The 26,028-nt window shown below is 67.0% G+C and carries 26 protein-coding genes and 3 tRNA genes; 18 read left to right on the forward strand and 11 right to left on the reverse strand.

Translation table 11 applies throughout. The features are described from left to right. Positions 1–6: 6 nt before the first annotated feature. Positions 7–1,899: a formylglycine-generating enzyme family protein gene (locus tag QP552_RS14300; protein WP_286073925.1), complete on the reverse strand. Its 1,893-nt coding sequence runs from the start codon at positions 1,897–1,899 to the stop codon at positions 7–9. A gap of 84 nt (positions 1,900–1,983) precedes the next feature. Here QP552_RS14300 and rnd point away from each other — a divergent pair, with 84 nt between their 5' ends. After that, positions 1,984–3,063, forward strand: a complete 1,080-nt coding sequence (gene rnd / locus QP552_RS14305; protein WP_286073926.1) for a ribonuclease D — start codon at positions 1,984–1,986, stop codon at positions 3,061–3,063. Positions 3,064–3,213: 150 nt separating this feature from the next. Next, complete coding sequence (locus QP552_RS14310; protein WP_258394087.1) at positions 3,214–5,253, forward strand: DUF4034 domain-containing protein; 2,040 nt, start codon at positions 3,214–3,216, stop codon at positions 5,251–5,253. An 88-nt stretch (positions 5,254–5,341) separates the two neighbouring features. On the opposite strand, the gene QP552_RS14315 is transcribed toward QP552_RS14310, so the two are convergent. Then, positions 5,342–7,672, reverse strand: coding sequence for a TonB-dependent receptor (locus tag QP552_RS14315; RefSeq protein WP_286073927.1), 2,331 nt, complete (start codon positions 7,670–7,672; stop codon positions 5,342–5,344). Between the two features lie 208 nt (positions 7,673–7,880). After that, the gene (locus QP552_RS14320) at positions 7,881–8,462 is read right to left on the reverse strand and encodes a TetR/AcrR family transcriptional regulator (RefSeq protein ID WP_049437387.1); all 582 of its coding nucleotides are present in this window, start codon (positions 8,460–8,462) and stop codon (positions 7,881–7,883) included. A gap of 101 nt (positions 8,463–8,563) precedes the next feature. On the opposite strand from QP552_RS14320, the gene QP552_RS14325 reads away from it, so the two are divergent. From QP552_RS14325 to QP552_RS14340, 4 genes are all read left to right on the forward strand, one after another. Further along, positions 8,564–9,619, forward strand: coding sequence for a sugar phosphate isomerase/epimerase family protein (locus QP552_RS14325; RefSeq protein ID WP_286073928.1), 1,056 nt, complete (start codon positions 8,564–8,566; stop codon positions 9,617–9,619). A gap of 21 nt (positions 9,620–9,640) precedes the next feature. Further along, positions 9,641–10,534, forward strand: coding sequence for an alpha/beta hydrolase (locus tag QP552_RS14330; RefSeq protein WP_111113473.1), 894 nt, complete (start codon positions 9,641–9,643; stop codon positions 10,532–10,534). Further along, positions 10,524–11,450 (forward strand): alpha/beta hydrolase, encoded by a 927-nt coding sequence (locus QP552_RS14335; RefSeq protein WP_286073929.1) that lies wholly within the window; start codon positions 10,524–10,526, stop codon positions 11,448–11,450. Before QP552_RS14330 ends, QP552_RS14335 begins: the two co-directional genes overlap by 11 nt. Before the next feature lie 94 nt (positions 11,451–11,544). Then, positions 11,545–11,620: transfer RNA gene (locus QP552_RS14340), tRNA-Ala, on the forward strand. Between the two features lie 61 nt (positions 11,621–11,681). Here the strand turns inward: QP552_RS14340 and QP552_RS14345 are convergent. The 3 genes from QP552_RS14345 to QP552_RS14355 all read right to left on the reverse strand — a co-directional run bounded on the left by QP552_RS14345 (position 11,682) and on the right by QP552_RS14355 (position 12,714). Continuing rightward, on the reverse strand, positions 11,682–11,855 hold the full coding sequence (locus tag QP552_RS14345; RefSeq protein WP_286073930.1) for a hypothetical protein: 174 nt from the start codon (positions 11,853–11,855) through the stop codon (positions 11,682–11,684). 104 nt (positions 11,856–11,959) lie between these two features. Further along, complete coding sequence (locus QP552_RS14350; protein WP_286073931.1) at positions 11,960–12,253, reverse strand: hypothetical protein; 294 nt, start codon at positions 12,251–12,253, stop codon at positions 11,960–11,962. Beyond that, positions 12,232–12,714 (reverse strand): hypothetical protein, encoded by a 483-nt coding sequence (locus QP552_RS14355; protein ID WP_286073932.1) that lies wholly within the window; start codon positions 12,712–12,714, stop codon positions 12,232–12,234. Before QP552_RS14355 ends, QP552_RS14350 begins: the two co-directional genes overlap by 22 nt. Positions 12,715–12,839: 125 nt before the next feature. Between QP552_RS14355 and QP552_RS14360 the strand changes: the two genes are divergently transcribed. Next, entirely contained in the window at positions 12,840–13,325 is a 486-nt protein-coding gene (locus QP552_RS14360) for a hypothetical protein (protein ID WP_286075941.1), read from the forward strand. Between the two features lie 6 nt (positions 13,326–13,331). Here QP552_RS14360 and QP552_RS14365 read toward each other — a convergent pair whose 3' ends face one another. Further along, on the reverse strand, positions 13,332–14,093 hold the full coding sequence (locus QP552_RS14365) for an SDR family oxidoreductase (RefSeq protein ID WP_062606487.1): 762 nt from the start codon (positions 14,091–14,093) through the stop codon (positions 13,332–13,334). 132 nt (positions 14,094–14,225) lie between these two features. On the opposite strand from QP552_RS14365, the gene QP552_RS14370 reads away from it, so the two are divergent. After that, entirely contained in the window at positions 14,226–15,068 is an 843-nt protein-coding gene (locus QP552_RS14370) for a methylated-DNA--[protein]-cysteine S-methyltransferase (protein ID WP_286073933.1), read from the forward strand. A gap of 61 nt (positions 15,069–15,129) precedes the next feature. On the opposite strand, the gene QP552_RS14375 is transcribed toward QP552_RS14370, so the two are convergent. Continuing rightward, positions 15,130–16,155, reverse strand: coding sequence for an NADP-dependent oxidoreductase (locus tag QP552_RS14375; RefSeq protein WP_286073934.1), 1,026 nt, complete (start codon positions 16,153–16,155; stop codon positions 15,130–15,132). Between the two features lie 367 nt (positions 16,156–16,522). Between QP552_RS14375 and QP552_RS14380 the strand changes: the two genes are divergently transcribed. The 7 genes from QP552_RS14380 (at position 16,523) to dxs (ending at position 22,963) form a co-directional block, all read left to right on the forward strand. Beyond that, positions 16,523–16,598 (forward strand) — tRNA-Phe (locus tag QP552_RS14380). Positions 16,599–16,671: 73 nt separating this feature from the next. Next, a tRNA-Phe gene (locus tag QP552_RS14385) sits at positions 16,672–16,747 on the forward strand. A gap of 193 nt (positions 16,748–16,940) precedes the next feature. Next, entirely contained in the window at positions 16,941–17,492 is a 552-nt protein-coding gene (locus QP552_RS14390) for a lipocalin family protein (RefSeq protein ID WP_286073935.1), read from the forward strand. A gap of 169 nt (positions 17,493–17,661) precedes the next feature. Next, positions 17,662–18,138, forward strand: coding sequence for an LEA type 2 family protein (locus tag QP552_RS14395; protein ID WP_049430351.1), 477 nt, complete (start codon positions 17,662–17,664; stop codon positions 18,136–18,138). Positions 18,139–18,203: 65 nt separating this feature from the next. Further along, positions 18,204–19,994, forward strand: a complete 1,791-nt coding sequence (locus tag QP552_RS14400) for an acyl-CoA dehydrogenase C-terminal domain-containing protein (RefSeq protein WP_286073936.1) — start codon at positions 18,204–18,206, stop codon at positions 19,992–19,994. A gap of 290 nt (positions 19,995–20,284) precedes the next feature. Beyond that, positions 20,285–20,950: an HNH endonuclease gene (locus tag QP552_RS14405; RefSeq protein ID WP_019336875.1), complete on the forward strand. Its 666-nt coding sequence runs from the start codon at positions 20,285–20,287 to the stop codon at positions 20,948–20,950. Between the two features lie 105 nt (positions 20,951–21,055). Then, complete coding sequence (gene dxs / locus QP552_RS14410; protein ID WP_106548854.1) at positions 21,056–22,963, forward strand: 1-deoxy-D-xylulose-5-phosphate synthase; 1,908 nt, start codon at positions 21,056–21,058, stop codon at positions 22,961–22,963. A 194-nt stretch (positions 22,964–23,157) separates the two neighbouring features. Here dxs and QP552_RS14415 read toward each other — a convergent pair whose 3' ends face one another. The 3 genes from QP552_RS14415 to QP552_RS14425 form a co-directional block, all read right to left on the reverse strand. Next, positions 23,158–23,361: a hypothetical protein gene (locus QP552_RS14415; RefSeq protein WP_005410416.1), complete on the reverse strand. Its 204-nt coding sequence runs from the start codon at positions 23,359–23,361 to the stop codon at positions 23,158–23,160. 168 nt (positions 23,362–23,529) lie between these two features. Continuing rightward, the gene (locus QP552_RS14420; RefSeq protein WP_286073937.1) at positions 23,530–24,090 is read right to left on the reverse strand and encodes a DUF3011 domain-containing protein; all 561 of its coding nucleotides are present in this window, start codon (positions 24,088–24,090) and stop codon (positions 23,530–23,532) included. Positions 24,091–24,223: 133 nt separating this feature from the next. Then, entirely contained in the window at positions 24,224–24,430 is a 207-nt protein-coding gene (locus QP552_RS14425) for a hypothetical protein (RefSeq protein ID WP_106548807.1), read from the reverse strand. Positions 24,431–24,826: 396 nt separating this feature from the next. Here QP552_RS14425 and QP552_RS14430 point away from each other — a divergent pair, with 396 nt between their 5' ends. The 3 genes from QP552_RS14430 to QP552_RS14440 all read left to right on the forward strand — a co-directional run bounded on the left by QP552_RS14430 (position 24,827) and on the right by QP552_RS14440 (position 26,022). After that, positions 24,827–25,111 (forward strand): hypothetical protein, encoded by a 285-nt coding sequence (locus QP552_RS14430; protein WP_106548808.1) that lies wholly within the window; start codon positions 24,827–24,829, stop codon positions 25,109–25,111. A 12-nt stretch (positions 25,112–25,123) separates the two neighbouring features. Beyond that, on the forward strand, positions 25,124–25,357 hold the full coding sequence (locus QP552_RS14435) for a DUF1653 domain-containing protein (protein WP_106548809.1): 234 nt from the start codon (positions 25,124–25,126) through the stop codon (positions 25,355–25,357). Between the two features lie 92 nt (positions 25,358–25,449). After that, positions 25,450–26,022: a TetR/AcrR family transcriptional regulator gene (locus tag QP552_RS14440; RefSeq protein ID WP_111113478.1), complete on the forward strand. Its 573-nt coding sequence runs from the start codon at positions 25,450–25,452 to the stop codon at positions 26,020–26,022. Positions 26,023–26,028: the final 6 nt, after the last annotated feature.

The raw sequence follows: 26,028 nt of genomic DNA on the forward strand, positions 1-26,028 counted from the left end.
TGCCGCTCAGATGCCGCGCACCAGGCGGAAGCCGATGCGGGCGTTGGTGGTATCCGAATCCTGGGACTGCCGCCAGGCCGCACGGGTCTGCTCGGGGGCATTGGCCCAGTTGCCACCGCGGATCACCCGCGACCGACAGCCCGGGTTGAACCAGGCGACGCCGTCGGACGGTGCGCGGCGATAGCTGGCATGCCAGCAGTCGGCCACCCATTCACTGAGGTTGCCGCCCATGTCGTGCAGCCCGAAGGCATTGGCCTGGAAGCTGGCCACCGGCGCCGGCCCCCACCAGCCATCGCCGTACCCGATAAACGCGTTGTGCCAGTGCCGGCCCGAAGGCGAAACGTCCTTGCTGCCGGTGAAGTTGCCGCTGCCCGGCGGCGGCACGCCGGCATCGCCCCACGGATAGCGGCCACTGCTGCCAGCGCGCAGCGCGTACTCGAACTCGGCTTCGCTGGGCAGCCGGTAGCTGCGGCCGGTCTGCTCGGACAGCCACGCCGCATAGTTCTCGGCATCACGCACACTGACGTGCATCACCGGCGAGTTGCCCAGCGCGCGGCCACCGTCGTAGTCCGAGCGCCAGTCCACGCCACTGCGGCGGATGAAATTGCCGCTGCGTTCGTCGTAGACCACCGAATGGCCGCGCCGGGTCGCGCGTGGACGCGCATTGGACGCTTTCACGTAGCGCTCGAAATCGCTGACGGTGATCTCGGTGATCGCCATGGCAAAGCCGCGATCAAAGCGCACGTAGTGCGACGGACGCTCGGCATCACTCGAGCCCGGCTCGGCATCGCCCGCGCCCATCTGGAAACCACCGTGGGGCACCACCACCATCTGTGGCCCGCGCCCGCCATCGCGCATGGCGTCGCTGAACACCTGTCCCGGGCGGAAGCTGCCGTAATGGGTGGCCAGGTCGATGCGCTCGCGCAACTGCCCCACCACGGCGTCACCCGGCAGGGCGATGCGCAGCGCTTCGGCCAGTTTCTCGCGCGCCGGTTTCAGGCCCTGTGGCGTAGCGAGGTCGCGCAGGCCGTCATCACGCAGCTGCAGCAGCGTGGCGGCGCGGATCTGCTCGATGCGCTCGAACGCGTCGGCAATCGTCGGCGACGAATCGCGCACTTTGCTGGCTTCGGCCAGCCAGGTACCTGCGCTGGCGAAATCGCGCGCCCGCGCGGCATCCTCGGCCCGGCGGATCAACCCGCTCTCGGCTGCAGCCAGGCCCTGCCGTGCGCGGCTGTTGTCTTCATCCAGCGCCAGCGCCTCACGGAAATTGCCGATGGCACCGTCGCCATCCTCACCGATCCGGTCCGAGCGCAGGTCCTCCTCGCCGGCGCGGTTGTAGGCCACCACGCGCTGCGCCAGCTCCACCCGCGCCTGCAGCGCACGCACCTTCTCATCCTTCGGCGCCAGGGTCAGCAACACCAGTGCCTGGCGGCTGGCCTCGGCCAGTGCCTCGCGCTGCTTCAGCGGCCGCACCAGCAGGGCATCGGCCAGCTGCTGCAGTCGCTGCCGGGCACGCTGCAGGCCCAGCCGGGCCTGACGGTCATCCGGGTCTTCTTCCTGCACCGCCAGCCACAGCGGAATGGCAGCGTCCGCATCTTCATAGAGCCGCCCTTCGGCGAACGCCTGCTCTGCGGCGCGGCGCAACTGGGCCAGGCTGCGGCCCTGGCGATCCACCCGTGGCGGCGTCCACTGCTGTACGTCCTCGGCGGCATCTTCACCGGCGATGGTCACGCTGCCCTGCCCGGCCTGCCGACTGGCATCGGTGCCGGTGTCGGCCCCTTCGGCCGCGGGCGCCTCTCTGCTGGCGGCCCTGTCCGCCGGCGCGGACGGCGACGGCGTGCAGCCGGCCAGGGCCACGGCCAGGGCGGTGCACAGCACGGGCGACAACGGAAAACGCAAGCAGAGCCTCCTTCGGCACGGACGCGGACCGACGTTAGGCTATTCTCCCCTGCCTGAGCAAACCCGAGTAGTAGGCCCTGACCCGTGGCAACCTGGATCACCACCCCCGCCGAGCTGGATGCGTACTTCCAGCAGCGCCCGACCCGCATCGGCCTGGACACCGAATTCATCCGTGAACGCACGTTCTGGCCGCAGCTGGCACTGGTGCAGATGGCCGTTGGGCAGGACATCCTGCTGATCGACCCGCTGATTCCCGGCATGACCGAGGCGCTGGCGCCGTGGCTGGCCGATGAATCCATCACCAAGGTGATGCACAGCGCCAGCGAAGACCTGGTTGCCTTCAAGTGGGCCTGCGGCGTCCTGCCGCGACCGCTGTTCGACACCCAGATCGGGGCATCGCTGGCCGGCATCGGCGGCGGCATGGGCTACCAGAAGCTGGTGGCGGAGATCACTGGCGTGGCGCTGGCCAAGGGCGAGACCCGCTCGGACTGGATGCGCCGCCCGCTGTCCGAGTCGCAGCTGCAGTACGCCGCCGATGACGTCGAGCATCTGTTCGCACTGCACGACGCCATCAATGCCAGGCTGCAGGCGCTCGGCCGCCAGCAGTGGCTGCACGACGATGGCGAGCGGCTGCTGGCCAGCGTCGCCAACGATGAAGACCGCTGGCCGCACCTGGCGATGCGCTCGGCACAGTTCCTTGATGCTGCCGCCCAGCACCGCCTGCTGCGCCTGCTGCGCTGGCGCGACGTGCAGGCACGCAACAGCGACCGCCCGCGAAGCTGGATCCTGGACAACGAACTGGCCGCCACCCTCGCGCGCACGCCACCGGCCGACGAGGCTGCGCTGGGCAAGCTGTTCGAGCAGTTCCCGAAGGCACCGCGCAAGCTGGCCGGCGCTGTCTGGCAGGCGCTGTCCACGCCGTTTGCCGATGAAGCCGACGCGCCGCTGGCGCTGCCGGCCAACGACAGCAACAAGCAGGCCCTGAAGAAGCTGCAGGATGCGGTGGCCGAGCGCAGCCGTGAGCTGGGGCTGCCGGATGGCATTCTCGCCTCGCGCAAGCATCTGGAAAGCTATCTGGAACGTCGCCAGTGGCCGGCCGCACTGGCCGGCTGGCGCCAGCAGGAACTGGAGTCGCGGCTGCAGGCACTGTTGCCCGCGCACTGAGATCAACCGGCGCCGGGCAAACCGGCGCCGGCACCGCAGACATGAGCATCTGCCACGCTTGCCGGCGCGCGCGTGGACCTGTCCAATAGCGTCCCCGCTATTGTTGGATTGCATCAGATGACAAATGGACTTGCGAAAGGCGGTCTTTCCATGGACGACCTGGCCTGGCGCGCGCAGGCGCGCAGCGCACTGCAGGAACAGGACTACGCAGCGCTGGATGCACTGCTGGCACCACACGAACAGGCCTGGCTGAACGGCGCTCGGCCACTGCCCGGCATCCGCTGGCGCCTGCGCAACCTGCAGGACACAGCGCTGCCCCTGGATGAGCGCCTGCAGCAGGCGCAACGGTGGGTTGCCGCCGATCCGCACAGCTATTACGCACGCCTGCGCCTGGGTGCCTGCTGGGAATCGGCCGCTGGCGCCCTGCGCAGCGCCGACGTGGCCGCACTGGTGGAAGACAGCCAGTGGCTGGCCGCACAGCAGGCGCGCGACCACGCCGTGCATGCCTATCTGCAGGCGATCGCGCTGTCGCAGCGACCGGCGCTGGCGCTGGATGGCATCAAGCGCATCACCAGCTACCTGCGTGAACCAAACTGGTTGCGCGCGCTCCAGGCAGGGCAATCGCCGGAGTCCGATGAAGCCGCCCTGGCCGAGCACTATCCGCAGGCGTGGCCGCAGGCATTGCAGTTGCTGTCGCGCTTCGGTGCGCCCCTGCAGAACCTGCCGGAATGCCTGCCGCCGCTGTTGCGCGATCGCAGCGAGGACGATTTCGATGCCCCTCTCGCGTACTGGATGCGCCTGGTGCTGGAACAGCGTCCAGACGACCTGGGGACGCTGGAAGACACCCTCTACTACCTGTACCCGCGCTGGGGCGGCAGCCACGAGGCGATGGAGGATTTCATCGAAGGCAGCTGGTGCCGCGGCCTGGAGCTGGCACAGCGCAACGCATTGCGCTGGTGCAAGGAACAGGACTGGATGGGCGAGCTGCCGCGCCGCGGTGATGCCGAAGCGGTGGCCGTGCACGAGCGTGCGTATGCGCAGATCCTGGACTGGCACCTGGAGGGCTACGTGCGCGCTGAAGTCCTGATCCAGCGCGCCGCACTCCGCTTTCATCTCGGGCGCATCGAGGAGATCGAAGACCAGGTGCAATGGGATGCCGTTTGCATGCAGGCCGCGCTTGAGGACCTGCAGCATGCGTGGGCACTGGATCGTGACATGGTCCTGCACGGTGGTTTCAGCAGCCTGGAGGCCTGCACCTGGTTCGCCCATGTTGACGGCGCCGAAGCGCTGTTCGCGCAGGTCGTGGACTACGCAGCGCGCGAAGGCGATTCGGCGCTCGGCCTGCTCTGGGCGGCTACCGCCATCGAGCATGGGATGCTCGGCCAGACCGCCGATCCGGCACGTGCGCAGCCCATGCTGCAGCGCGCCCTGAAACTGGCGGCGCAGCAGAAGACGTCCACGGTCACCTTTGCGTCCAACCTGTTCTGCGATGTCTCGCAGGACGCGGGCCTGTCGTTGTTGCAGCGCATGGCCGACGACGGCGACGCCGGTGCGATGGCCGCGCTGTGCGACCTGTACAAGGGCCGGCTGGGCGGCCGCGACCAGCCGGACTTCGTTGATGCCCAGAAGGCCCTGTACTGGCAGGAGCGTGCCGTCGAAGGCGGCGACCTGATCGCCACGTACAACCTTGGCGTGCGCCTGGTTGCCGCTGGTGGCGCTGACAACGAAGCGCGTGCGCGCGAACTGTACCTGCGCTGCCTGCGCGAAGCCGACGCCGGTGAACGCGTGTGGGGCCCGACCTGCCGCAACCTGGCCTGCCTGGCCTTCGATGGCCAGAACGACGCGCACAAGCGCGAAGCGGTCGAACGCGCCCTGATTCCGCTGTGGTGGCGCGGTGAGGACAACGACAAGCTGTGGGCCGCCGGCTACCTGGCCGACATCTACCACTTCGGCAACGGCGTGCCGGCCAACGCCTTCCTGGCCCTGACCTGGCTGCAGCGCGCCAGCGAGATCGATACGGAGTACGTGGATGTGGTGCGCATGGCGCCGCTGATCAACGGCGAAGGCCGCTGGTTCGGCGCCAGCCGCGCGCGCAAGCAGCAGGCGCAGGACCGCCAGCAGGTGGACAGCGCCACCTGGGCCCTGACCTTCGGCCAGCGCAGCCAGGACAGCGACCTTACCGCAGTCTGAAACAACGAAAAGGGCGGCCCGGAACTCCGGGCCGCCCTTTGCATTCCAGCGGTGCGATGACGGGAAAACCCGCCACCGCGCCAGAGCCTTACCAGTTCATGTTCAGCGAGACACCCACGGTGCGCGGTTCGTTGTAGACCGCGGCCATGTAATTCTCGATCACGCCCTTGAGGTTCTTCTCGTTGGTGATGTTGCGCGCGAACAGCGCCACTTCGTAGGCACCGTAGTTGCCCGAGTAGCCGATCTTCAGGCCGCCCTCGAAGTCACCCTTGGAGTTGAACTCCTTGCTGTCGTACAGCACGAAGCTGGTGTAACCCTGCTTGTTCCAGTCGGTGGAGACGAACATGGTGCCGGCGTCGCTGACCGGGAAGTCGTAACGGGCGGCCAGGTTGACGTTGTACTTCGGTGCGTTCGGCAGCGGGTTGCCGTCGATCTGCGCGAAGGTGTTGGCGCCGACCTTGATGGTCGGGTCATTCACCGTGCAGACCACCTGGCCGTTGAGGCCGCAGACCTGCGCGTACACGCGCTTGTCCTTGATCTCGCTGTGCAGCAGGCTCAGGCCAGCGCTCAGGGTCAGGTTCGGGATCGGGCGCAGTTCCATGTCCGCTTCGAAGCCGTAGGCCTTGGCCTTGTCGGCGTTGAACAGCACGCCGTTGCCGTCCGAGTCGTTGCCGTTGAGCTGGATGTCGTTGACGGTGTAGGTAAACGCGGTGGCGTTCAGGCGCAGGCGGTTGTCCCACAGGCTGCTCTTCACGCCTGCTTCCCAGGACAGGATCGTCTCGGAATCGGCGGTGGTGAAATCGGCATTGAACACCGCCGAACGGCCCTGGATGGTCGGGCCGCGGAAGCCGCGCGCGACCTTGGCGTAGACGCTCACGTTCGGGGTGAACTGATACATCGCGCTCAGATCCCAGCTCGGCGTGGTATCGGACATCTTGACGTCGGTGCGGCCCTTGTAGGTGACCACGCCGGCAGCGGTATCAGCGGTCTTCAGCAGGCGGGTGTGCTTCTCGTCCTTGGTCTGGCGCAGGCCAGCGGTGACGGTGAACTTGTCGGTGAAGGCGTAGCTGATCTGGCCGAAACCGGCCCACGAGGTGTTCTTGTTGCGCAGGCGCACCCAGTTGTTCGGGTTACGCGCCGCGCCCTGCAGGAACCACGCGCGCTGGTAGAAGTCGGTGGTGTCGCTGCCGTTGAAGTAGAACGCACCGGCCTGCCACTGCAGCGCGCTGTCGTCATGGCTGGCCAGGCGGAATTCCTGGGTCCACTGGTCCAGGTCGCGGATGCGGCCCATCGACTGGCCGTAGCCGTTCGGCACGCCGTTCACCGGGAAGTTCGCCGCTGCGCCACCGTCGGTGTCGCCACGGCTGTAACCGGAGGTGGTCTCGTAGGCGGTGATCGAGGTGAAGTCGATCGCACCGAGGTCGTAGCGTGCCTTCACCGAGCCGCCGTAGGTCTTGTACGCCTGCGGGTTGTTGTCGGCTTCGTCGTAGGCAACCTTGTCGCGCGGCACGTCGGTCTTGTTCGAGCCCTTGGTCAGCGCACCGCGCAGGAACAGGGTCGAGGTGCCTTCGTAATCGCGGGCGTGGGCCGAGGCCAGGATCGAGAACTGGTCGCTCGGCGTCAGCAGCAGCTGCGCGCGCACGTTGCGGTCATCGAAGCCGCCCATGGCGTTTTTCTTCGGGCTGACCGTGCCATCGGCGCTCGGGCCCTTGTAGGTGTTGTCGACGTAGTCGTCGCGGTGCTGGTACAGGGCCGACACGCGGAACGAGGCGACGTCGTTGATCGGGCCGCCGAAGCCGCCGTCGATCGACACGCTGTTGTAGGTGGCGTAGCTGGCACTGACGCGGCCGGTGTAGTCCTGGGTCGGCTTCAGGGTGTCGAACTTGACAATGCCGGCGGTGGTGTTGCGGCCGAACAGCGAACCCTGCGGGCCGCGCAGCACTTCCACCTGGTCCACGTCATAGACCGGGTTGGACTTCAGCACCACGTGCTCCAGCACCACGTCGTCCTGGATGATCGACACCGGCTGCGAGGCACCCAGGTAGAAGTCGATGTTGCCCAGGCCGCGGATGTAGAAGCGCGGGAAGATGCGGCCGGTGGTGGTTTCCGCATACAGGCTCGGCACGCGGCCGGACAGCGCCAGCAGGGTGTCGTCGCCGCCGGCGGTGAAGTCGCGCATGCGCTCGCCCTGCACCACACCGACCGAGACCGGCACTTCCTGCAGGTTCTGCTCGCGGTGTTCGGCGGTCACGGTGATCGTGTCCAGCCCGGTCGGGGTCGGCGCGCTGTCCTGCGCGGCGGCACCGAAGCTGCCGACCAGGGCCAGACCGGCACAGGCCAGTGCCAGCGGGTGGCGGCGGAAGGAAACAAGGGAAGACGACAGACCCGACAGGCGGCGGGAATCGGTATGGGAGGGCATGCAATGCTCTGAGGAGGCGTCCGTGCGGCCTGCGCGAGCCGGGCGGCAAAAAGGGGGAAAACTGCGCAAGCGGCCATTATCCCCCAAATTGTTACGATTTCGTTGCGCGGCACCCAAACCCGGCGAAACAAGCGGTTTCGGCACAGTCAGCCAGCACCGCCTGGGGTCAGATCCGTTTCCCAAGGGAGAACGGATCTGACCCCGGATCTCAGGGCAACGGGGTCAACGCGACATCGACCATCGCCAGCAGGCGCTCGCGGCTGATGCCGTCGCGCGCCTGCACCGAGATGCCATGCAGCACCGTGGCGAAGTGGTCACCCAGCGCCTGCACCGCCGCGTCGTCGGCCAGCTCACCCTCGGCCTGCGCCTGCTGCAGCCGCGCGATGATCGCCGCCGTGCGCTGGCGACGATGGCTGGCCAACCAGTCCCGCACACCCTCGCCATCAGGCGAAACGCTGCTGGCCGAGGACACCACCAGGCAGCCATGCGGACGCCCACGGCGGGTGTAGGTCAGCACCGCCTCGCGCAGCATGGACCCGATCGCCTCGCGCAGCGTGGCCTGCTCCAGCGCGCGCGGCGCGAAACCACCCTCACCCTCTTCGTACAGCGCAACGGCTTCGCGGAACAGCTGCTCCTTGCTGCCGAACGCGGCGTAGATGCGTGCAGAGGCAATGCCCAGCGTTTCGACCAGTGCCGACATCGACGTGCCTTCGTAGCCGTGCTGCCAGAACAGCAGCATCGCCTTGCGCAACGCCTGGTCCCTGTCGAATTCGCGCGGTCGCCCTGCCATCTGCCTGCCTGCTCCAGTGAGGCGCGCAGTGTAACGCGGGTGTTGACCATCGCGAGGGCCGCGCCTATTCTTTGTCGACCGACAAACAATTGGAGTAACACATGCAGACCCTCAAGGGCCCCAGCCTGCACCTGGCGCAGTTCGCCGGCGACCAGGCCCCGTTCAACTCACTTGCCAGCATTGCCGAGTGGGCCGCTGGCCACGGTTTCAAGGCACTGCAGATCCCGGCCTGGGATGCACGCTTGTTCGACCTGGCCACCGCCGCCGACAGCCAGGACTACTGCGACGACATCCGCGGCACCCTGGCCGAGCACGGCCTGCAGGTCAGCGAGCTCACCACCCACATCCTCGGCCAGCTGGTGGCCGTGCATCCGGCCTACGATGAACTCTGCGATGGCTTCGCGCCGGAAGCACTGCGCGGCAACCCGAAGGCGCGCAGCGAATGGGCGCAGCAGCAACTGCACCTGGCCGCCCGTGCCTCCCGCCGGCTGGGCCTGCAGGACATGGGCACCTTCTCCGGCTCATTCGCCTGGCCCTACCTGTTCCCGTTCCCGCAGCGCCCGCCGGGCCTGATCGATGCCGCCTTCGACGAACTGGCGCGCCGCTGGCGGCCGATCCTCGATACCTGCGAGGACAACGGCATCAACCTCTGTTACGAGATCCATCCCAGCGAAGACCTGCATGACGGCACCAGCTTCGAGCGCTTCTTCGAGCGCGTCGGCCAGCACCAGCGCTGCCGCATCCTGTTCGATCCCAGCCACTTCGTGCTGCAGCAGCTGGACTACCTGGAGTACCTGGACATCTATCACCCGCTGATCCGCATGTTCCATGTCAAGGATGCGGAGTTCCGTCCCAGCGGCCGCCAGGGCATCTATGGCGGCTACGCCGACTGGACCGATCGGGCCGGTCGCTTCCGCTCGCTGGGCGATGGCCAGGTCGACTTCAAGTCGATCTTCTCCAAGCTGGCCCAGTACGACTACCAGGGGTGGGCGACGCTGGAGTGGGAGTGCTGCCTGAAGGACCAGGAAGCCGGTGCACGCGAAGGCGCTGCATTCATCCGCGACCACATCATTCCGGTCACCGACAAGATCTTCGACGACTTCGCCGGTGCACCAATCAGCACCGCACAGATGCAGCACATGCTCGGCATCGCCTGAGCCACAACAGAGCACTCCCCCATGACCACTTCTCTTCCCGCTGGCGCTGCCGGCGACGACGCCCTGCACCACCACTACCTGCGCATTGATGGCCAGCGCGTGCATTGCGTGTCCGCAGGCCACGGCGAACCGGTGCTGCTGATTCCCGGCTGGCCACAGACTTGGTACGCCTGGCGCCACGTACTCCACGCCCTGGCCGAGGCCGGTTTCGAAGCCATCGCGGTCGATCCGCCGGGCATCGGCGAATCCGACCGCCCTGCCCACGGCTACGACACCGGCAGTGCCGCCGCCGTCCTGCACCAGACCATGCGGGCGCTGGGCCACGAGCGCTACCAGGTGGTCGGCCATGACATCGGCATGTGGATCGCCTATGCGCTGGCCAGCGACCAACCGCAGGCGGTGCGCCAGTTGGCCGTGACCGAAGCGGTGATTCCCGGCCTGGCGCCGGAACCAGGCATCTTCGCCGCACCGGCCGACAACATCTTCCTCTGGCATTTCATGTTCAACCAGGTGGCCGACCTGCCCGAGGCACTCATCAGCGGTCGCGAGCGCGCCTACCTGGAATTCATGTTCGACCGCTGGTCATATCGCCGCGACGCGGTGGCTGCCGATACCTACATCGCCGCCTACAGCCGCCCCGGCGCACTGCGGGCCGGCTTCGCCTGGTACCGCGCGATTCCGGAAACCATCCGCCAGAACAAGGAACGCGCTCAGCGCCGGCTGGCGATGCCGGTGCTGGCCATCGGCGCCGAGCACGCCACCGCCGATGCGCCGATGCTGACCCTGCAACCGCATGCCGACAACGTGCGCGGCAGCATCGTGCCGGGCTGCGGCCACTTCATCATGGAAGAAGCGCCGCAGGCGTTCCTGGCGCAGCTGCTGCCGTTCCTGCAGGAGGCGCGCCATGCAGCTTGAACCCGCGCTGCAGCAGTTCGTCGATGCCGTTGCGGCCCATCCACTGCCGGACGACCTGCGCGAGCTGCGTGCGATCAGCGAGAGCGCGCTGCCTCAGCTGCAGGGCGCGCCGCAGCCGGTTGCGCATGTGATCGAGCATGCGGTGATCGCACGCGACGGCCACGCGTTGGAAGTGCGCCTTTACACACCGGAAGGGCTGCCCGATGGACCGGCACCGGCGTTGTTGTTCGCGCATGGCGGCGGATGGTTCCAGTGTTCGCTGGCGGTCTATGACGGCCCCTGCCGCGCGCTGGCCAATGCCAGCGGCTGCGTGATTGTCGCCGTGGGCTACCGGCTGGCGCCGGAACACCCGTTCCCGGTTCCACTGCATGACGTTGCCGACGCCTGGTCGTGGTTGCAGGACAACGCCAAGCGCCTCGGGCTGGACCCGCAGCGGTTGGCGATCGGTGGCGACAGCGCCGGTGGCAATCTGGCCGCCGCGTGCTGCCTGCAGCTGCGCGATCTCGGCCTGCCGCAACCGCGCCACCAGTTGCTGCTGTACCCGGCACTCGATGCCGGGATGGGCAGCGATTCCTACCGCGACTACGCCACTGGCTACTACCTCAGCGCCGAACTGATGCAGCGTTGCTGGCAGGCCTATCTCGGTGATCCGGCCACACCGCCGGCACAGGCCTCGCCGGCCCATGCAACGGATCTGCATGGGCTGGCACCAGCCTCGGTACTCAGCTGCGAGCACGACCCGCTGCGTGATGAGGCCGAACAGTACGCACGGCGGCTGCAGGCGGCAGGTGTCGACTGCACGCTCGAGCGGCTGCCGGGGATGATCCACGCCTGCATCCACCTGCACGCGGTCAGTGCCAGCACCGACGTGGCAGCACATCGTGCCGGCGCGCTGCTGCGCCGGGCCCTGTCCTGAACCGGTCAGGGGCGGCAGCCGACGCGGCGCGACCACCGTCCCGGCCCGGCGCTTGGCAAGCCCGGCAGGCAGCGCTACACTGAAACCCTGCCGTGGGGCCATAGCTCAGCTGGGAGAGCGCGTCGTTCGCAATGACGAGGTCAGGAGTTCGATCCTCCTTGGCTCCACCACTATTCAGAAGAACCCGTAGATCCCCGTGATCTGCGGGTTTTTCTTTTCAGCGCCCACGGTTCAGGCCGGATCCAGGCCCCCGTCCTTGCGCCGCGGACTGCGCGAATGCGCATCACGCACCTGTTCATCACGCTGCGCCGGCCGGCGCTTTGCGACGTCATCCTGCTTCCGGTCCTGACGGCTTTCCTGCACACCCTGCTTCGGGTCGCTCTGGTCGTTGTCGCGCTCACTCATCGCTCGCTCCTGCACTGGCACATGCCAGCCCTGGCTCCACGCTAGAGGCTGCCGGGTAATCCGCAGGTCAGCCCGGCGCGAACGCTGCGTGCAGCCGGCCCTCCTCAGCCTCCCGCGCAGCTGCGCACAGGGAACATGCAGCCGCACGCGCTGCACGGTGCTTCTCCAAAGGCTAATCCCAGCAGCCGCACCGCCTGGTGATCACCGTCGCGCAGGGCCTGCTGCAGCAACCACTGCTCTACTGCGTTCAGCGGCGATCCCGCCTGCAACGGAGTACGGATCGTGGGCGCCCCATGCACCGGATCCTCATGGCAGAGATAGGGCGCTTCTTCGTCGAACTCGGCATACAGGTCGGCACCACAGCGATCGCACTCGCCTACCAATTCGCCTTCTTCCAATCGGTCCAGATGCAGGGACCACACCTTTTCCCCTTCAGCCCGAGCCAGGCCTGGCGCAACGCGCGCCGTGCGAAGAGCTGTGCATCCGCGTCGATCACCGGCAGAGTCAGCCGGGCCTCCACCACGTCGATCAATGCCCCGATCGTCGACGAATGCGGGTGCAATCCCGGATCCTCCGGCACCGAACCGGCCACGATGGCTCCGGCCAGCAACAGGGCGTCATCCGCATCCAAACGAGCGTCCTGCAGGGCGATGCCCAGCAACACAGGCAGCGCCGCATGACTCGCTGGGTACACCGTGCCCTGGTGGCACAGATGTGACCACAGCTCGCCCCAGTCCTCCTGGTGTTCCGCGTTCTGCAGGGCGACCATCAGCTCGCCGGCATCACCAGCGCTGCCATACGCCGCCTGCAGTGAAGGCCAGTCGATGTTGCTCGCATCGGCAGCGTGGAGCTGTTGCATGTACGATCCTGATCGCGAACGAAGTGCAGAGCATGACCGACATCGATGTGGCAACCAATGTATACGGGTTGCCGCGGGCATGCGGCACGTCCAGTTTCCAATGCATTATGCCTTCCGGGTACGCCATGCCCTTGTCTCCCCTGCACGCGGCGCACGCCGTACCGATGAACCTCAACCCTGCCGACGGCAGCATCCAGCTCGGCAACCTGCCGACGCTGATCGGCCCCACCCTGTCACGGGATGAGGCGCGCATCGCCTTCGCCACGCTGATGCATGGCGAGCGCGATGTCGGCACCGGCTATCACTGGCTGAGCCTGCACCGGCTCAGCCTGGCCGGCGCGCCGGCCGGCATCAGCCTGTGCTTCCATGGGCAACAGCTCGACATGGTGACGATGGGTGTCGATCTGCCCGGTGCAGCGCTGGAAAACGGCTGGCCGACCCAGGCCGCGATCGATGCCGAAGTGGCCTTCATGCGCCGCACGCTGGGCGCGGCACTGGGCTGCAAGCTGGCGGGTGGCCGCGCGCGGTTCGACTGGGGCGAAGCCTGGGCCCTGTTCGATCCGAAGGGCTTCATGGCCAGCAGCGGCCTCCGCTACGTACCATGCTCGTAACCCCACTCAGGTCCGCGTGATCGACACCCCACCCTCCACGCGCATCGCGGTACCGGTAACGAAACTGCTTTCATCGCTGGCCAGGAAAAGCGCCGCGTTGGCGATCTCCTCCGGCTCGGCCATGCGCTTCAGTGCGTGCAGCGAGCGCACGAAGTCGCGGGCATCGCCGGTCGGTGCCGCCTGACGGCCCATTTCGGTATCGGTGCCACCAGGCAGCAGCACGTTGCTGCGTACGCCGCGCGCGCCATACTCCGCCGCGATCACCTGGCTCAGGCCGATCAGCCCGGCCTTGCTCGACGCATAGGCCGCCATGCCCGGGAAGCCCACGGTATGGCCGACGAAGGTGCCAACGAACACCAGCGAGCCGCCGCCGCGCGCCAGCAGTGCCGGCAACTGCGCGCGTGCAGCATGGAAGGCGGCATCCAGGTTGGTCGCCATCACCTCGCGCCAGGCGTCCACCGGGAACTCCGCCGCAGGCACGCCCGGGCCGAGCATGCCGGCATTGTTGAGGGCGATGTCCAGGCCGCCGAATGAGTGCTGGGCCAGATCGACCAGCGCCTGCGCCGTGCCCGGGTCGGCGACGTCGGCGGCATGCACCACGGCGTCGCCACCGGCGGCGCGAATCTGTTCGGCCAGCGCCTGCAGCGGCTCCGGCCGCCGTGCGTTGAGCACCAGCTTTGCCCCTTCGGCAGCGAAGCGCAGCGCGCTGGCGCGGCCGATGCCGGCGCTGGCTCCGGTGATGAGTGCGATCTTGTTGTTCAGGCGCATGGTCGTGGCATCCGTTGTGAAGTGGCCGCAACGATGCCCTGCCTCTGGACTGCCAACACTCCGTTTCCGGGCCTCGCTGGCAAGTGCAGGAAACGGAGTTTTCGTGGCTGCGGCACGTGCCAGAATCCGCCCATGGACAGCTCCGCCTCCCCCACCACCGACGCCCGCGTCGAACGGGTCTGCCGCCACCTGCAGGCCAGCCTCGACGAACCCTCGCTGCAGGAACTGGCCGACATCGCAGGCTGCAGCCCGACCCGCCTGCATCGCCTGTTCAAGCAGGCAACCGGGCTGACCCCGAAGCAGTACGCTGCGGCACTGCGCGCCGACCGCCTGCGCACTGGGCTGCAACAGCAGGAACGCATCACCGATGCCTTCCACGATGCCGGCTTCGGTTCCAGTGGGCGCTTCTACGAGAACGCACCGAAATTGCTGGGCATGACCCCGAAGCAATGGCGCGCAGGGGGGCGCGGCGAAGTCATCCACTTCGCGCTTGCCGAAAGCTCATTGGGCAGCGTGCTGGTGGCCAGCAGTGCCACCGGCGTGGTCGCGATCCTGCTCGGCGACGATCCGGAAGCGCTGCTGCAATCGCTGCAGCACCGCTTCCGCCAGGCCAAGCTGGTCGGTGCCGACAGCGGTTATGAACAACTGGTGGCACAGGTGGTAGGTCTGGTCGAGGACCCGACGCGGGGCGCCACATTGCCGCTGGATATCCGCGGCACCGCCTTCCAGCAGCGCGTGTGGCAGGCGTTGCAGCAGATCCCACGTGGGCAGACCGCCTCGTATGCCGACATCGCCACGCGCATCGGCGCCCCGCGATCAAGCCGCGCGGTGGCTCGCGCCTGCGCCAGCAATCCACTGGCGGTGGCCGTCCCTTGCCACCGCGTCGTACGCCGCGACGGCGACCTGTCCGGCTACGCCTGGGGCGTGGCGCGCAAGCGCGAACTGCTGCGCCGGGAAAAGGCCTCGACTGCCTGAAGTGGGTGCCGACCTTGGTCGGCACGCCCGGCGGTAGCGCCGGGCCATGCCCGGCGGACACTCAATCCAGCTTCACCACCAGCTTGCCGAAGTTCTGCCCCTTCAGCAGCCCGAAGAACGCCTCAGGCGCGTTCTCCAGCCCTTCCACCACATCCTCGCGGTACTGGATGCGGCCCTCACGCAGCCATTGCGGCATCTCGCGCTCGAAGTCCGGCCACAGATGGTTGAAGTCGTGCACGATGAAACCGCGCACGGTCAGGCGCTGGCGCAGGATCTGGCTGAACAGCGCTGGCAGCCGGTCCGGCCCGGGCTGTTCAACGCCGCGTTCGTTGTAGGTGGCGATGGTGCCGCACACCGGAATGCGGGCGAAGTCGTTGAGCAGCGGCAGCACCGCATCCAGCACGTGCCCGCCCACGTTCTCGAAATACACGTCGATGCCCGCGGGCACCGCCGCGCGCAGCTGTTCGGCAAAGTCGGCCGCACGATGATCCAGCGCCACGTCCACGCCCAGCGTCTGCAGGTAGGCACGCTTGGCTTCACCACCGGCGATGGCGACCACGCGCGCGCCCTGCAGCTTCGCCAGCTGCGCAACAGTTGCGCCCACCGGACCGGTCGCGGCCGCGACCACCAGCGTCTCGCCCGGCTTCAGGCGGGCGATCTCATGCAGGCTGGAATACGCGGTGAATCCGGGCATGCCATACACGCCCAGCGCCGTGCTCAGTGGCAGCCCGGCCGGATCGAGGCGACGCCCCAGTGCCTTGCCCGGCAGTACCGCATGGGTCTGCCATCCGCCTGGCGCCAGTACCAGGTCACCCACCGACACGCCGTCTGCCTTCGACTGCAGCACCTCGGCCACGGTCTGGCCTTCCATCACCGCATCGATGGCCACCGGCGCGGCATACGAGGGGCCCTCGTCCATGCGTCCACGCATGTACGGGTCCAGCGACAGGTAGCGGTTGCGCAGCAGCACCTCGCCCTTCGCCAAGGCCGGCAGTGTCGCCTGTTCAAGGCGGAAGTTGGCTGCCGTGGGCGCGCCCTGCGGACGCGAGGCCAGCACGATACGGGAGGTAACGAGGGAATCGGACATGGTGACCGGCTCTGCTGTTGCCAGCATCAGGAAAGGAATGCCGACACTACGCCGCAACGATCGCCGGAAACGGCCACGAAAACAGCGTTCCATCGCCCGCCCAGACGCGGCACCGACACAGGCCTTGCCGTTGCGGCATTGCCGATCACCGCGGCCTGCTGATTTCCGCCACAGGGGATGATCAGGATCGCGCCGGGGAGCCCGGATCGATTCCAGGCCCTTCCCGCCCTGCACCGCGACGGCGGATCAAGTACTTGCAGGCGCGCAGACGGCAATGTGAAGAATTCTTGGCAAAACGCTTGCCGAAGACTTCCGACCTCCGTAATATACGCCTCCTTGGCAGCGACCTCGCTGCTACGAAACATGTGGCCGAGTAGCTCAGTTGGTAGAGCAGGGGATTGAAAATCCCCGTGTCGGCGGTTCGATTCCGTCTTCGGCCACCACTTTCGAAGGCCTGCAGAAATGCGGGTCTTTTTTTTCCGGAAACCGGGTTTGATCACGGTTGCCACACAATTTGGCCGAGTAGCTCAGTTGGTAGAGCAGGGGATTGAAAATCCCCGTGTCGGCGGTTCGATTCCGTCTTCGGCCACCATCTTCAGAGACCTGCAGAAATGCAGGTCTTTTTTTTGCCTGCGACCTGCCATCCACGCATGGCGTGGATCTACCTGGCGCTGGCGCCTCCCATTGTGTCGATCCATGCCAGGCCACCGCCGTTTGGTTGACGAAACATTTACACCGGTACCCGGCGCGGCACCTACGCTGCAGATTCCTGCCGGAGCCTGCCGATGCAACTGCGCCCCACCCTGCTCGCCTGCATGCTGCTGGCCACCGCCCCGGTGATCGCCGCCGAGCCATTGCGGGCGGTCGACAGTCTGGACATCGATCGCTACGCAGGCCAATGGCACGAGATCGCGCACCTGCCGGTGTCGTTCCAGAAGCAATGCGTCGGCGAGATCACCGCCAACTACGGGCTGCGCCGCGATGGCCGCATCAGTGTCACCAATGCCTGCCGCAACGGCGACGGCGAACGCGTGGTCGCTGAAGGCGTGGCACGCCCGGTGGCCGGCCATCCCGGCCAGCTGCAGGTGCGCTTCGTTCCGGACTGGCTGAGCTGGGTGCCACTGGTCTGGGCGGACTACTGGGTGCTGGCACTGGACCCGGACTACCAGTGGGCGCTGGTCGGTGAACCGGACCGGAAGTACCTGTGGATTCTCTCGCGCCTGCCGGAAATGGAGCGCGCCCGGTTCGAACAGTTGAAAGAAAAAGCCGAAGCCATGGGCTACGACCTGGGCCCGCTGCGCCTGATGGCCCCGCTTCGCGATACGCCCGCCGATTGAACTGCAATTCAATCCGCACGCGCACCGTGCGCCCGAAGATCCAGCGCTGCGCACGCCCAGCCGCCATCTTCACGCGCTACCCTCTGCGACGGGTCGCCACAGGCGATCCAAACGACCATACGCCGTAGTATGCTTATTCCAACGCACCGCCTCCAGAGGACCTGCGCCCATGCTCCACCGTTTCCGTATCGCCTTGATCGTCCTGAGTACCCTTGCCCTTGCCGCCTGTGGCAACGGCATCGTCAAGCGTGTTTCGGAACCGGCGGCCAGCCTGCAGCAGCTGACCGTGCGCGCCGACGGCAACTGGACCGTGGCCCTGCGCCTGCAGAACTTCAGCTCGATGCCGATGACCTTCGACGATGTCTCGCTGGCGCTGACCGTCGGCGACAGCGACGCCGGCACCCTGCAGGCCAAGCCGGGCATTTCCATCGGCGGCACCTCGGCCGACGTCATCAACGTCGACCTGGTACCCAGTTCGGCCGCACGCCTGGTGGTGGCCGATGCACTGGCCGGCAACCGCACCCTGGCCTATGGCCTGAAGGGAACAGTCGCGGCCACGCCGCAGGAAAAGAAGCAGCGCAGCTTCGATATCAGCAGCCGCAGCACCCTCAACCAGGCCCCGGGCCTGCCGGGCGTGCTGCGCTGATTCCCACCTTCCGTCGCGGCGCCTGGCGCCGCTCTCCCCTGCCCTGATCAAATCGAGACGTACCGATGAGCAGCTACACCGCCCCGCTTTCCGACCTCCGTTTCGCCCTGCACGACGTGCTCAAGGTCGAACCCCTGTTCGCCCGCCTGGGCTTCACCGACGCCACCGCCGACGTGGTCGATGCCGTGCTGGAAGAAGCTGGCCGTTTCAGCGCCACCGTGCTGGCCCCGCTCAACAGCGTTGGCGATGAGATCGGCTGCGTGCTCGACCAGGCCACCGGTGAAGTGACCACCCCGCCCGGCTTCAAGCAGGCCTACGACCAGTTCGTCGATGGCGGCTGGACCGGCCTGACCGCCTCGCCGGAACTGGGTGGCCAGGGCCTGCCGCACACCCTGGGCGTGCCGCTCAACGAAATGATCAACGCCGCCAACCTGGCGTGGGGCAACTTCCCGCTGCTCTCGCACGGCGCCATCGAAGCGCTGAAGCAGCACGGCGAGGCCTGGCAGCACGAGGCCTTCCTGAAACCGCTGATCGAGGGCCGCTGGACCGGCACCATGTGCCTGACCGAGCCGCACTGCGGCACCGACCTGGGCCTGCTGAAGACCAAGGCCGAGCCGAACGCCGATGGCAGCTATTCGATCACCGGCACCAAGATCTTCATCACTGCCGGCGAGCACGACCTGACCGGCAACATCGTGCACCTGGTGCTGGCCAAGCTGCCCGACGCCCCTCCGGGCGCCAAGGGCATCTCGCTGTTCGTCACTCCCAAGTTCAAGGTCGACCGCGACGGCAACGTCGGCGAGCGCAACGCGCTGCGCTGCGGTTCGATCGAGCACAAGATGGGCATCAAGGGCTCGGTCACCTGCGTGATGAACTTCGATGGCGCACAAGGCTACCTGGTCGGCCAGCCGCACAGGGGCCTGCAGGCGATGTTCACCATGATGAACACCGCGCGCCTGGGTGTCGGCCTGCAGGGCATCGGCCTGTCCGAGCGTGCCTACCAGAACGCGCTGAAGTACAGCCGTGAGCGCCTGCAGTCGCGCGCCCTCAGCGGCGCCAAGTTCCCGGACAAGCCGGCCGACCCGATCCTGGTCCACCCGGATGTGCGCCGCATGCTGCTGACGGTGAAGTCGCTGGTCGAGGGCAGCCGCCTGCTGGCCCTGCACGCCGCCACCCTGATCGATGTCGCCCACCACGCCGAGGACGCCGCCGAGCGCGAGCGCGCCGACACCCTGGTGAGCTTCCTCACCCCGATCTCCAAGGCCTGCCAGACCGAGTGGGGTATCGAGAACACCTACAACGCCCTGCAGTGCTTCGGTGGCCACGGGTACATCCGCGAGCACGGCATGGAGCAGCTGGCGCGCGACGCCCGCATCACCACGCTGTATGAAGGCACCACCGGCATCCAGGCACTGGACCTGATCGGCCGCAAGACCGCGTCCAGCCAGGGCGCCGGCCTGAAGCTGATGCTGGCCGAGATCGAAGCCTTCGCCAAGGAACACGAGGGCAACGAAGCGCTGGCCGAGTTCATCGGCCCGCTGCGCGCCAAGGCTGCCGAATGGGGCAAGCTGACCCTGGACGTGCTGCAGCGCGCGGCCGCCAACCCGGACGAACTGGGCGCGGCCAGCTACGACTACCTGTTCTATTCGGGTTATGTGGTGCTGGCCTACTGGTGGACCCGCAGCGTGGCCGCCGCCGATGCCAGCGCGCACGGCGCCGCCTTCGCCCAGGGCAAGCGCGAGACCGCGCGGTTCTACTTCGCCCGCGTGCTGCCCCGCACCCTCAGCCACGCCGCCGCCATCCAGGCCGGCGCCGCCCCGCTGATGGCGATGGACGACGAGCGCTTCGGCGCCTGAGCCCGCAGAGTCGGATCCCTTTCCGCAGAAAAGGGCTCTGACCCTCGCATCCACACATGGCGTGGATCTGCCCGAATTGGGGTCAGAGCCTTTTCCCTGCGGGAAAAGGATCCGACCCCGGCCTGGCAGCCCCCAGTCTCTCTCTCTGGAGAAAAGCCCCCTTTTGTTAAAGGGGGCGCGCCGAAGGCGCGGGGAATAGGAAGAATGCGCGGACCTGAATCGTTGCGATTTGCGTATCGCCCACAGGCGATACACAAATCGTCAACATTCAGGTATAAGCTGTTCTCCCGATGGAGACAGACACTACACGCTTGGGTCTGATCGAAGCCGGAGCTCCCTTTTCTGCTCCGGGCGCCGAAGCATCGCCCAACGCCACGACGCTGCATCGACCCGGTTCCGTCCGGCTGCTCTCGCTTGACGCCCACGGACGCGTACTGGACTGGATCACCTGGCAGGACGCGGCGTGCCTCTACGCCCGCGAAGCCGTCGCCTGGACACTCGGCGATCCCTGCCTGCACATCCATGGCGGCACCAACCGCTTCAGCGGCCTGCAGAGCGGGATGGACCTGCACCCGATCATCGCCGCGCGCGGCCACGCCCGCTCCCGCGCGATCGACCCGACGCCGAACCTGACCAACCCGGCCCTGTTCGCCCGCGACGCCCACCTGTGCATGTACTGCGGCCAGCAGTTCAACCGCCCCACGCTCACCCGCGACCACGTCATGCCCTTGTCCAAGGGCGGCCTGGACTGCTGGGAAAACGTGGTCACCGCCTGCTTCCACTGCAACTCGCGCAAGAGCGACCGCACCCCGCAGCAGGCCGGAATGCCACTGCTGGCGGTGCCCTACCGGCCCAGCTGGATCGAGCACCTGATCCTGTCCAACCGCAACATCCTGGCCGACCAGATGGCCTTCCTGAAGGCGCAATTGCCGAAGCGGTCAAAACTGAGCACCTGAATCGCCGAAAATGCAACCCTCACCGTCCTGTCACGGGCGGCGGCGTTTGCTTGCCCCACCCCCGTTTGAGGGCGAAAATGGGCGTTCAGAACAAGTGCGAACATGATGATCGACTCTGCCCGCTATCCCCGCCTCGCGCGCATCCAGACACCGGATGACCTGCGCACGTTCGACGAATCCGAAATGAGGGCGGTCGCCGACGAACTGCGCGCCTACCTCATCGAATCGGTGGGCAAGAGCGGTGGCCACTTCGCCGCCGGCCTGGGCGTGATCGAACTCACCGTGGCACTGCACTACCTGTACCAGACCCCGCACGACCAGCTGGTCTGGGACGTGGGTCACCAGACCTACCCGCACAAGATCCTCACCGGCCGTCGCGACGAGATCCATACCGTCAAGCAGAAGGACGGCGTCGCGCCGTTCCCGAAGCGCGAGGAAAGCGAGTACGACACCTTTGGCGTCGGCCACTCCTCCACCTCGATCTCGGCCGCACTCGGCATGGCCATCGCGCGCCAGTCCGAAGGCGACGATCGCAAGATCGTGGCGGTGATCGGTGACGGCGCGATGACCGCCGGCATGGCCTTCGAAGCGCTGATGCACGCCGGCGGCATGGACCCGGAACCGAACCTGCTGGTGATCCTCAACGACAACAACATGTCGATCTCCGAGGCGGTCGGCGGCCTGACCAAGATGCTCGGCCGTGCCACCGGCAGCCGCACGCTCAACGCGCTGCGCGAAGGCGGCAAGAAGATCCTCGGCGACAAGAAGAACAACCCGGCACGCTTCGTGAAGCGCTGGGAAGAGCACTGGAAGGGCATGTTCGTGCCGTCCACGATGTTCGAGGAAATGGGCTTCCATTACACCGGCCCGATCGACGGCCACGACATGCCGGCCCTGCTGTCCACGCTGAAGACGCTGCGTGCCTCCAAGGGCCCGAAGCTGCTGCACGTGATGACCACCAAGGGCAAGGGCTACGAGCCGGCCGAGGGCGACCAGATCGGTTACCACGCCGTCGGCCCGTTCGATCCGGACAAGGGCCTGGTGGCCAAGGCCGGCGCCAAGAAGCCCACCTACACCGACGTGTTCAGCGACTGGCTGTGCGATGCCGCCGCCGCCGAGCCACGCCTGTACGGCATCACCCCGGCGATGCGCGAAGGCTCCGGCCTGGTGCGTTTCAGCAAGGAATACCCGCAGCGCTACTTCGACGTGGCGATTGCCGAACAGCACGCGGTCACGCTGGCCGCCGGCATGGCGACCCAGGGTGGCAAGCCGGTAGTGGCGATCTATTCCACCTTCCTGCAGCGCGCGTACGACCAGCTGGTGCATGACGTGGCGATCCAGGACCTGGACGTGCTGTTCGCGATCGACCGCGCCGGCGTGGTCGGCCCGGACGGTGCGACCCATGCCGGCAACCTCGACCTGAGCTTCCTGCGTTGCGTGCCGAACCTGGTGGTGATGGCGCCATCCAACGAAGCCGAGTGCCGGCAGATGCTCAGCACCGGCCTGCAGCACCCGGGCCCGGCCGCCGTGCGCTATCCGCGTGGCACCGGCACCGGCGTTGCAGCCGGCACCGATCTGGCCACCCTGCCGATCGGCAAGGGCGAGCTGCGCCTGCAGGGCAGCCGCATCGCCCTGCTCGCCTTCGGCAGCACCGTGGCCGCCGCCGAACAGGTCGGCCGCGAACTGGGCCTGAGCGTGGTCAACATGCGCTTCATCAAGCCGCTGGACCGCGAGCTGGTGCTGGCTGTCGCCGCCCAGCACGAGGGCCTGGTCACGATTGAAGACAACGTGGTGGCCGGTGGCGCCGGCTCCGGCGTCGGTGAGCTGCTCAATGCCGAGGGCGTGCTGCGCCCGATCCTGCATCTGGGCCTGCCAGACAGCTACCAGCATCATGCCAGCCGCGAGGATCTGCTGGCCGAAGCCGGCATCGACGCAGCGGGCATCCGTGCGGCCGTGCTCAAGCGTTGGCCGCAGCTGGCCGCGGGCACCCCGCCGCTGAGCGCGGCGGGCTGAAGCAGCCCAGCAGACGGTGGATCCACGCATGGCGTGGATCTACCGGAGACACGCATCCATACCCCGGACGGGTACATCCACGCCACGCGTGGATGCCACACCCGGTACATCCACGCCACGCGTGGATGCCACACCCGGTAGATCCACGCCATGCGTGGATGACGGGCTCCGCGAGGCGGACCTTGCCCCCGCACTCAGCCGTAGCTGACCGCTTCCACGAAGGCGCCACTGGCTTCCACGCGCACGGCAGCACGCTGCCCGGTATCGACAAAGTGCAGGCGCGCCAGGGTTTCAGCGAAGTCGAAGGCCCGGGCACCGTCGCGGAAATCGATCGGCTCCGGCCGGTCCGGATGCAGCACGCGCCATTGGCGCTGTTCGCATTGCAGGCGGATCAACATGCGGCTCACTCCTTGAGGCAGCGTATCGACGGTAGCGGGACATTCCTGCCGATCACGGCAGGCATCATCGCAACAGATCAGGGACGCATGGAGGCGCCCTGATCGCAGAAGATACGACAGTTCAAAATGTGAGCTGTATCAGATTTTTCTGATTTTAGAGGGCCATGCTCAATTCACCTGGAACTGTGCTCGACAGCCGTCACTGACCCAGATGCCACGACGATCCCAGCCCCAGGTCTGGCCCTCGATGCAGGCACTGCGCGAATCCTGCCGGACCAGGCGCACGCCGCGGCGGATGCGGGCGTCGCAGTACTCCTGGCGGTGGCCATTGGAATGGCAGGTGATCACCTCACTGCCGCCCCAACCGTTGCCATTGCCGTTGCCCCAACCCCCACCATTGCCCCAGCCGCCACCAGGGCGGTACTCGCCGACGAACTCGGCGCGGCAGCCCTGGGTCACCCAGACGCCATAGCGCGACTGGCCCCAGGTCTCACCTTCCACGCACGGCGAGCCGGACAACTGCCGGATCATCCGTGCACGGCCCTCCAGGCGGCACTCGTTGCTACGGTTCTTGATCGACTCGCAGCGCACGATGCCGCTGCCCTCACGGCCGCCGTAGCGATCGTCGTCGTACCCGTACCCATAGCTCTGCGCCTGCGCGCCACCGGCGGCTACCAGCATTGGCAACAGGGTGCAGGCCACGGTGCGCCAGGTGAGTGCCTTGCCCATCGATGTCTCCAGATGAATACGATGGCGCAAGCATCCGGGATTCGCGGCGCGCCGCACAGGGGGGGCGCGCTACTCCGGTTTTTTCCCATTCAAACTGCTCAACCGCGCCTGACCGTACCGCACTCCCCCGGTTTCACTCTCCAACACGGACCGCTTCCACTGACGTGCCGAATGCCGCGACCCGCACGATGCTGCACTGTCCCGTGCGGCGATGGTGCTCCTGGGCAAGCGCGATGGCCGCGTCGAAAGCGTCGGCGCCACGGACGTAACACGCGGCATCGGGCGCATGTGGATGCACCACGGCCCAGTGCCGGGCAGTGCATTGAACGGTGATGACCATGAAAGGCTCCTGCAGGTGAAAGAATGCAGCGGCAGGCGGTTGGATGCTGGCCGGTACATCCACGGGCTAGCGATCGCCTCAGGGATGGCCTATCAGACATGTACGAAAATGCCATGGGGTGCGGTCGGCTTCCCCTCACATCCCTGAGTCCGTTTAGCCTGTTCATTCCGTGATCCTTGTCACGGAGTCAGCCGGGCTTCACACTACCGTCACCAACAGGGGCCCCTTCCACATGCGCACCTTCTTCTCGCAGCAGCGCTGGACGTTGCTGAAGTTCTATTTCGTGGCCAGCTACCTCGTGCTGATCGAGGAACTGATCCGAGCCGCCGTGTACTGAGCGCTTGCTGTCGGCAAGGCTGCGGCAGACACTGTTGCTTTAGGCACGGAGCCCACCCGATGAAAGCGCTTCTTCTCATTCCAGCCCTGCTGCTCCTGGCCGCCTGCGCGAGCCAGGATCAGGCGGCTGCGCGCGCCGATGCAGCAGCCGCAACACCGGCCACGCCGGTCGTCGGTGGCGATCGCGATGCCCATGGCTGCATCGGTTCGGCCGGCTACCAGTGGTGCGAGCACAGCCAGCGCTGCGAACGTCCGTGGGAACTGGCGCAGGCACAGGGCCTGGCCAATACCGCCGAGGCCATCGACAGTTATTGCGCGAAGCCGGCCAGCCCGGCCCGCAAGTGAGCGGTGCGCGCCATGGCTGAATTGAGCCCGCTGCCTTCCCTCACCCCGGGCCGCTACCGCCACTTCAAGGGCGGCGAGTACGAGGTGATCGACATCGTGCGCAGCAGTGAAACCCTGCAGCCGATGGTGCTGTATCGCGCCCTCTATGGTGAAGGTGGCCTCTGGGTCCGTCCGTATCCGATGTTCATTGAACAGGTTCCTGGCGAACACGGACCGCAACCGCGCTTCGCCCGTATCGGCGATTGAGTCCAGGCTGCCGGCCTCTTGCCGGCGGTGGCAGCGCAGCGCAAAGCAAAGCCTGCGCTACAATCGTACCGTCCAGTCGGTTTCTTCCTGCCATGTCCGCATCCCCTTCCCGCTCGCGCCGCAAGGCGCCCGACAGCGTGCGCCAGTCGCTGCTGCAGGCCACCATCGCAGTGATCGGCCAACAGGGCCTGGCGGCCTTGACCGTCCAGGACGTCGCGCAGGCAGCCGGGGTCAGCAAGGGCGCGCTGTTCCATCATTTCAGCAACAAGCAGGCCCTGGTCGACGAAGCCATCGGGGCACTGATTGGCGAATTCGAAGCGCGCGTGCGTGCCCTGCTGCAGGAAAACCCGAAGGGCCATGGCTGTTTCAGCCGTGCCTATGTGCAGGCCAACTTCGAACATCTGCTGCAGCAGGAACAGGAGAACGACATCGGCCTGACGCTGGGCAACCTGATGGAACCGGGCCTGCTTGCGCACTGGCGCGACTGGAAGCGCGCGATGCTGGCCGAGTTCCCTGACGAAGCCGGCGACCCACGGCTGTATGCCGCGCGCTGCGCCGCCGATGGCTACTGGGCGACCGCCTACGGGCGCCCGCTGGACGAAGACGAGCGCATCAACGCAGTGGCGATGGCCGAGCAGGCGCTGAAGCTGTGCGACCCGCAGTGAACCGGA

Origin of the sequence: Stenotrophomonas sp. 59, assembly GCF_030291095.1 — a bacterium.
GTDB classification, from domain to species: Bacteria; Pseudomonadota; Gammaproteobacteria; order Xanthomonadales; family Xanthomonadaceae; genus Stenotrophomonas; species Stenotrophomonas maltophilia_Q.

Bases quoted from the DNA above. Each gene is read 5' to 3' on its own strand.
- QP552_RS14310 (WP_258394087.1), top strand. From the start codon at position 3,214: ATGGACGACCTGGCCTGGCGCGCGCAGGCGCGCAGCGCACTGCAGGAA.
- QP552_RS14315 (WP_286073927.1), bottom strand. From the start codon at position 7,672: ATGCCCTCCCATACCGATTCCCGCCGCCTGTCGGGTCTGTCGTCTTCC.
- QP552_RS14320 (WP_049437387.1), bottom strand. From the start codon at position 8,462: ATGGCAGGGCGACCGCGCGAATTCGACAGGGACCAGGCGTTGCGCAAG.
- QP552_RS14325 (WP_286073928.1), top strand. From the start codon at position 8,564: ATGCAGACCCTCAAGGGCCCCAGCCTGCACCTGGCGCAGTTCGCCGGC.
- QP552_RS14330 (WP_111113473.1), top strand. From the start codon at position 9,641: ATGACCACTTCTCTTCCCGCTGGCGCTGCCGGCGACGACGCCCTGCAC.
- QP552_RS14335 (WP_286073929.1), top strand. From the start codon at position 10,524: ATGCAGCTTGAACCCGCGCTGCAGCAGTTCGTCGATGCCGTTGCGGCC.
- QP552_RS14345 (WP_286073930.1), bottom strand. From the start codon at position 11,855: ATGAGTGAGCGCGACAACGACCAGAGCGACCCGAAGCAGGGTGTGCAG.
- QP552_RS14355 (WP_286073932.1), bottom strand. From the start codon at position 12,714: ATGCAACAGCTCCACGCTGCCGATGCGAGCAACATCGACTGGCCTTCA.
- QP552_RS14360 (WP_286075941.1), top strand. From the start codon at position 12,840: ATGCCCTTGTCTCCCCTGCACGCGGCGCACGCCGTACCGATGAACCTC.
- QP552_RS14365 (WP_062606487.1), bottom strand. From the start codon at position 14,093: ATGCGCCTGAACAACAAGATCGCACTCATCACCGGAGCCAGCGCCGGC.
- QP552_RS14370 (WP_286073933.1), top strand. From the start codon at position 14,226: ATGGACAGCTCCGCCTCCCCCACCACCGACGCCCGCGTCGAACGGGTC.
- QP552_RS14375 (WP_286073934.1), bottom strand. From the start codon at position 16,155: ATGTCCGATTCCCTCGTTACCTCCCGTATCGTGCTGGCCTCGCGTCCG.
- QP552_RS14390 (WP_286073935.1), top strand. From the start codon at position 16,941: ATGCAACTGCGCCCCACCCTGCTCGCCTGCATGCTGCTGGCCACCGCC.
- QP552_RS14395 (WP_049430351.1), top strand. From the start codon at position 17,662: ATGCTCCACCGTTTCCGTATCGCCTTGATCGTCCTGAGTACCCTTGCC.
- QP552_RS14400 (WP_286073936.1), top strand. From the start codon at position 18,204: ATGAGCAGCTACACCGCCCCGCTTTCCGACCTCCGTTTCGCCCTGCAC.
- QP552_RS14405 (WP_019336875.1), top strand. From the start codon at position 20,285: ATGGAGACAGACACTACACGCTTGGGTCTGATCGAAGCCGGAGCTCCC.
- dxs (WP_106548854.1), top strand. From the start codon at position 21,056: ATGATCGACTCTGCCCGCTATCCCCGCCTCGCGCGCATCCAGACACCG.
- QP552_RS14415 (WP_005410416.1), bottom strand. From the start codon at position 23,361: ATGTTGATCCGCCTGCAATGCGAACAGCGCCAATGGCGCGTGCTGCAT.
- QP552_RS14420 (WP_286073937.1), bottom strand. From the start codon at position 24,090: ATGGGCAAGGCACTCACCTGGCGCACCGTGGCCTGCACCCTGTTGCCA.
- QP552_RS14425 (WP_106548807.1), bottom strand. From the start codon at position 24,430: ATGGTCATCACCGTTCAATGCACTGCCCGGCACTGGGCCGTGGTGCAT.
- QP552_RS14430 (WP_106548808.1), top strand. From the start codon at position 24,827: ATGAAAGCGCTTCTTCTCATTCCAGCCCTGCTGCTCCTGGCCGCCTGC.
- QP552_RS14435 (WP_106548809.1), top strand. From the start codon at position 25,124: ATGGCTGAATTGAGCCCGCTGCCTTCCCTCACCCCGGGCCGCTACCGC.
- QP552_RS14440 (WP_111113478.1), top strand. From the start codon at position 25,450: ATGTCCGCATCCCCTTCCCGCTCGCGCCGCAAGGCGCCCGACAGCGTG.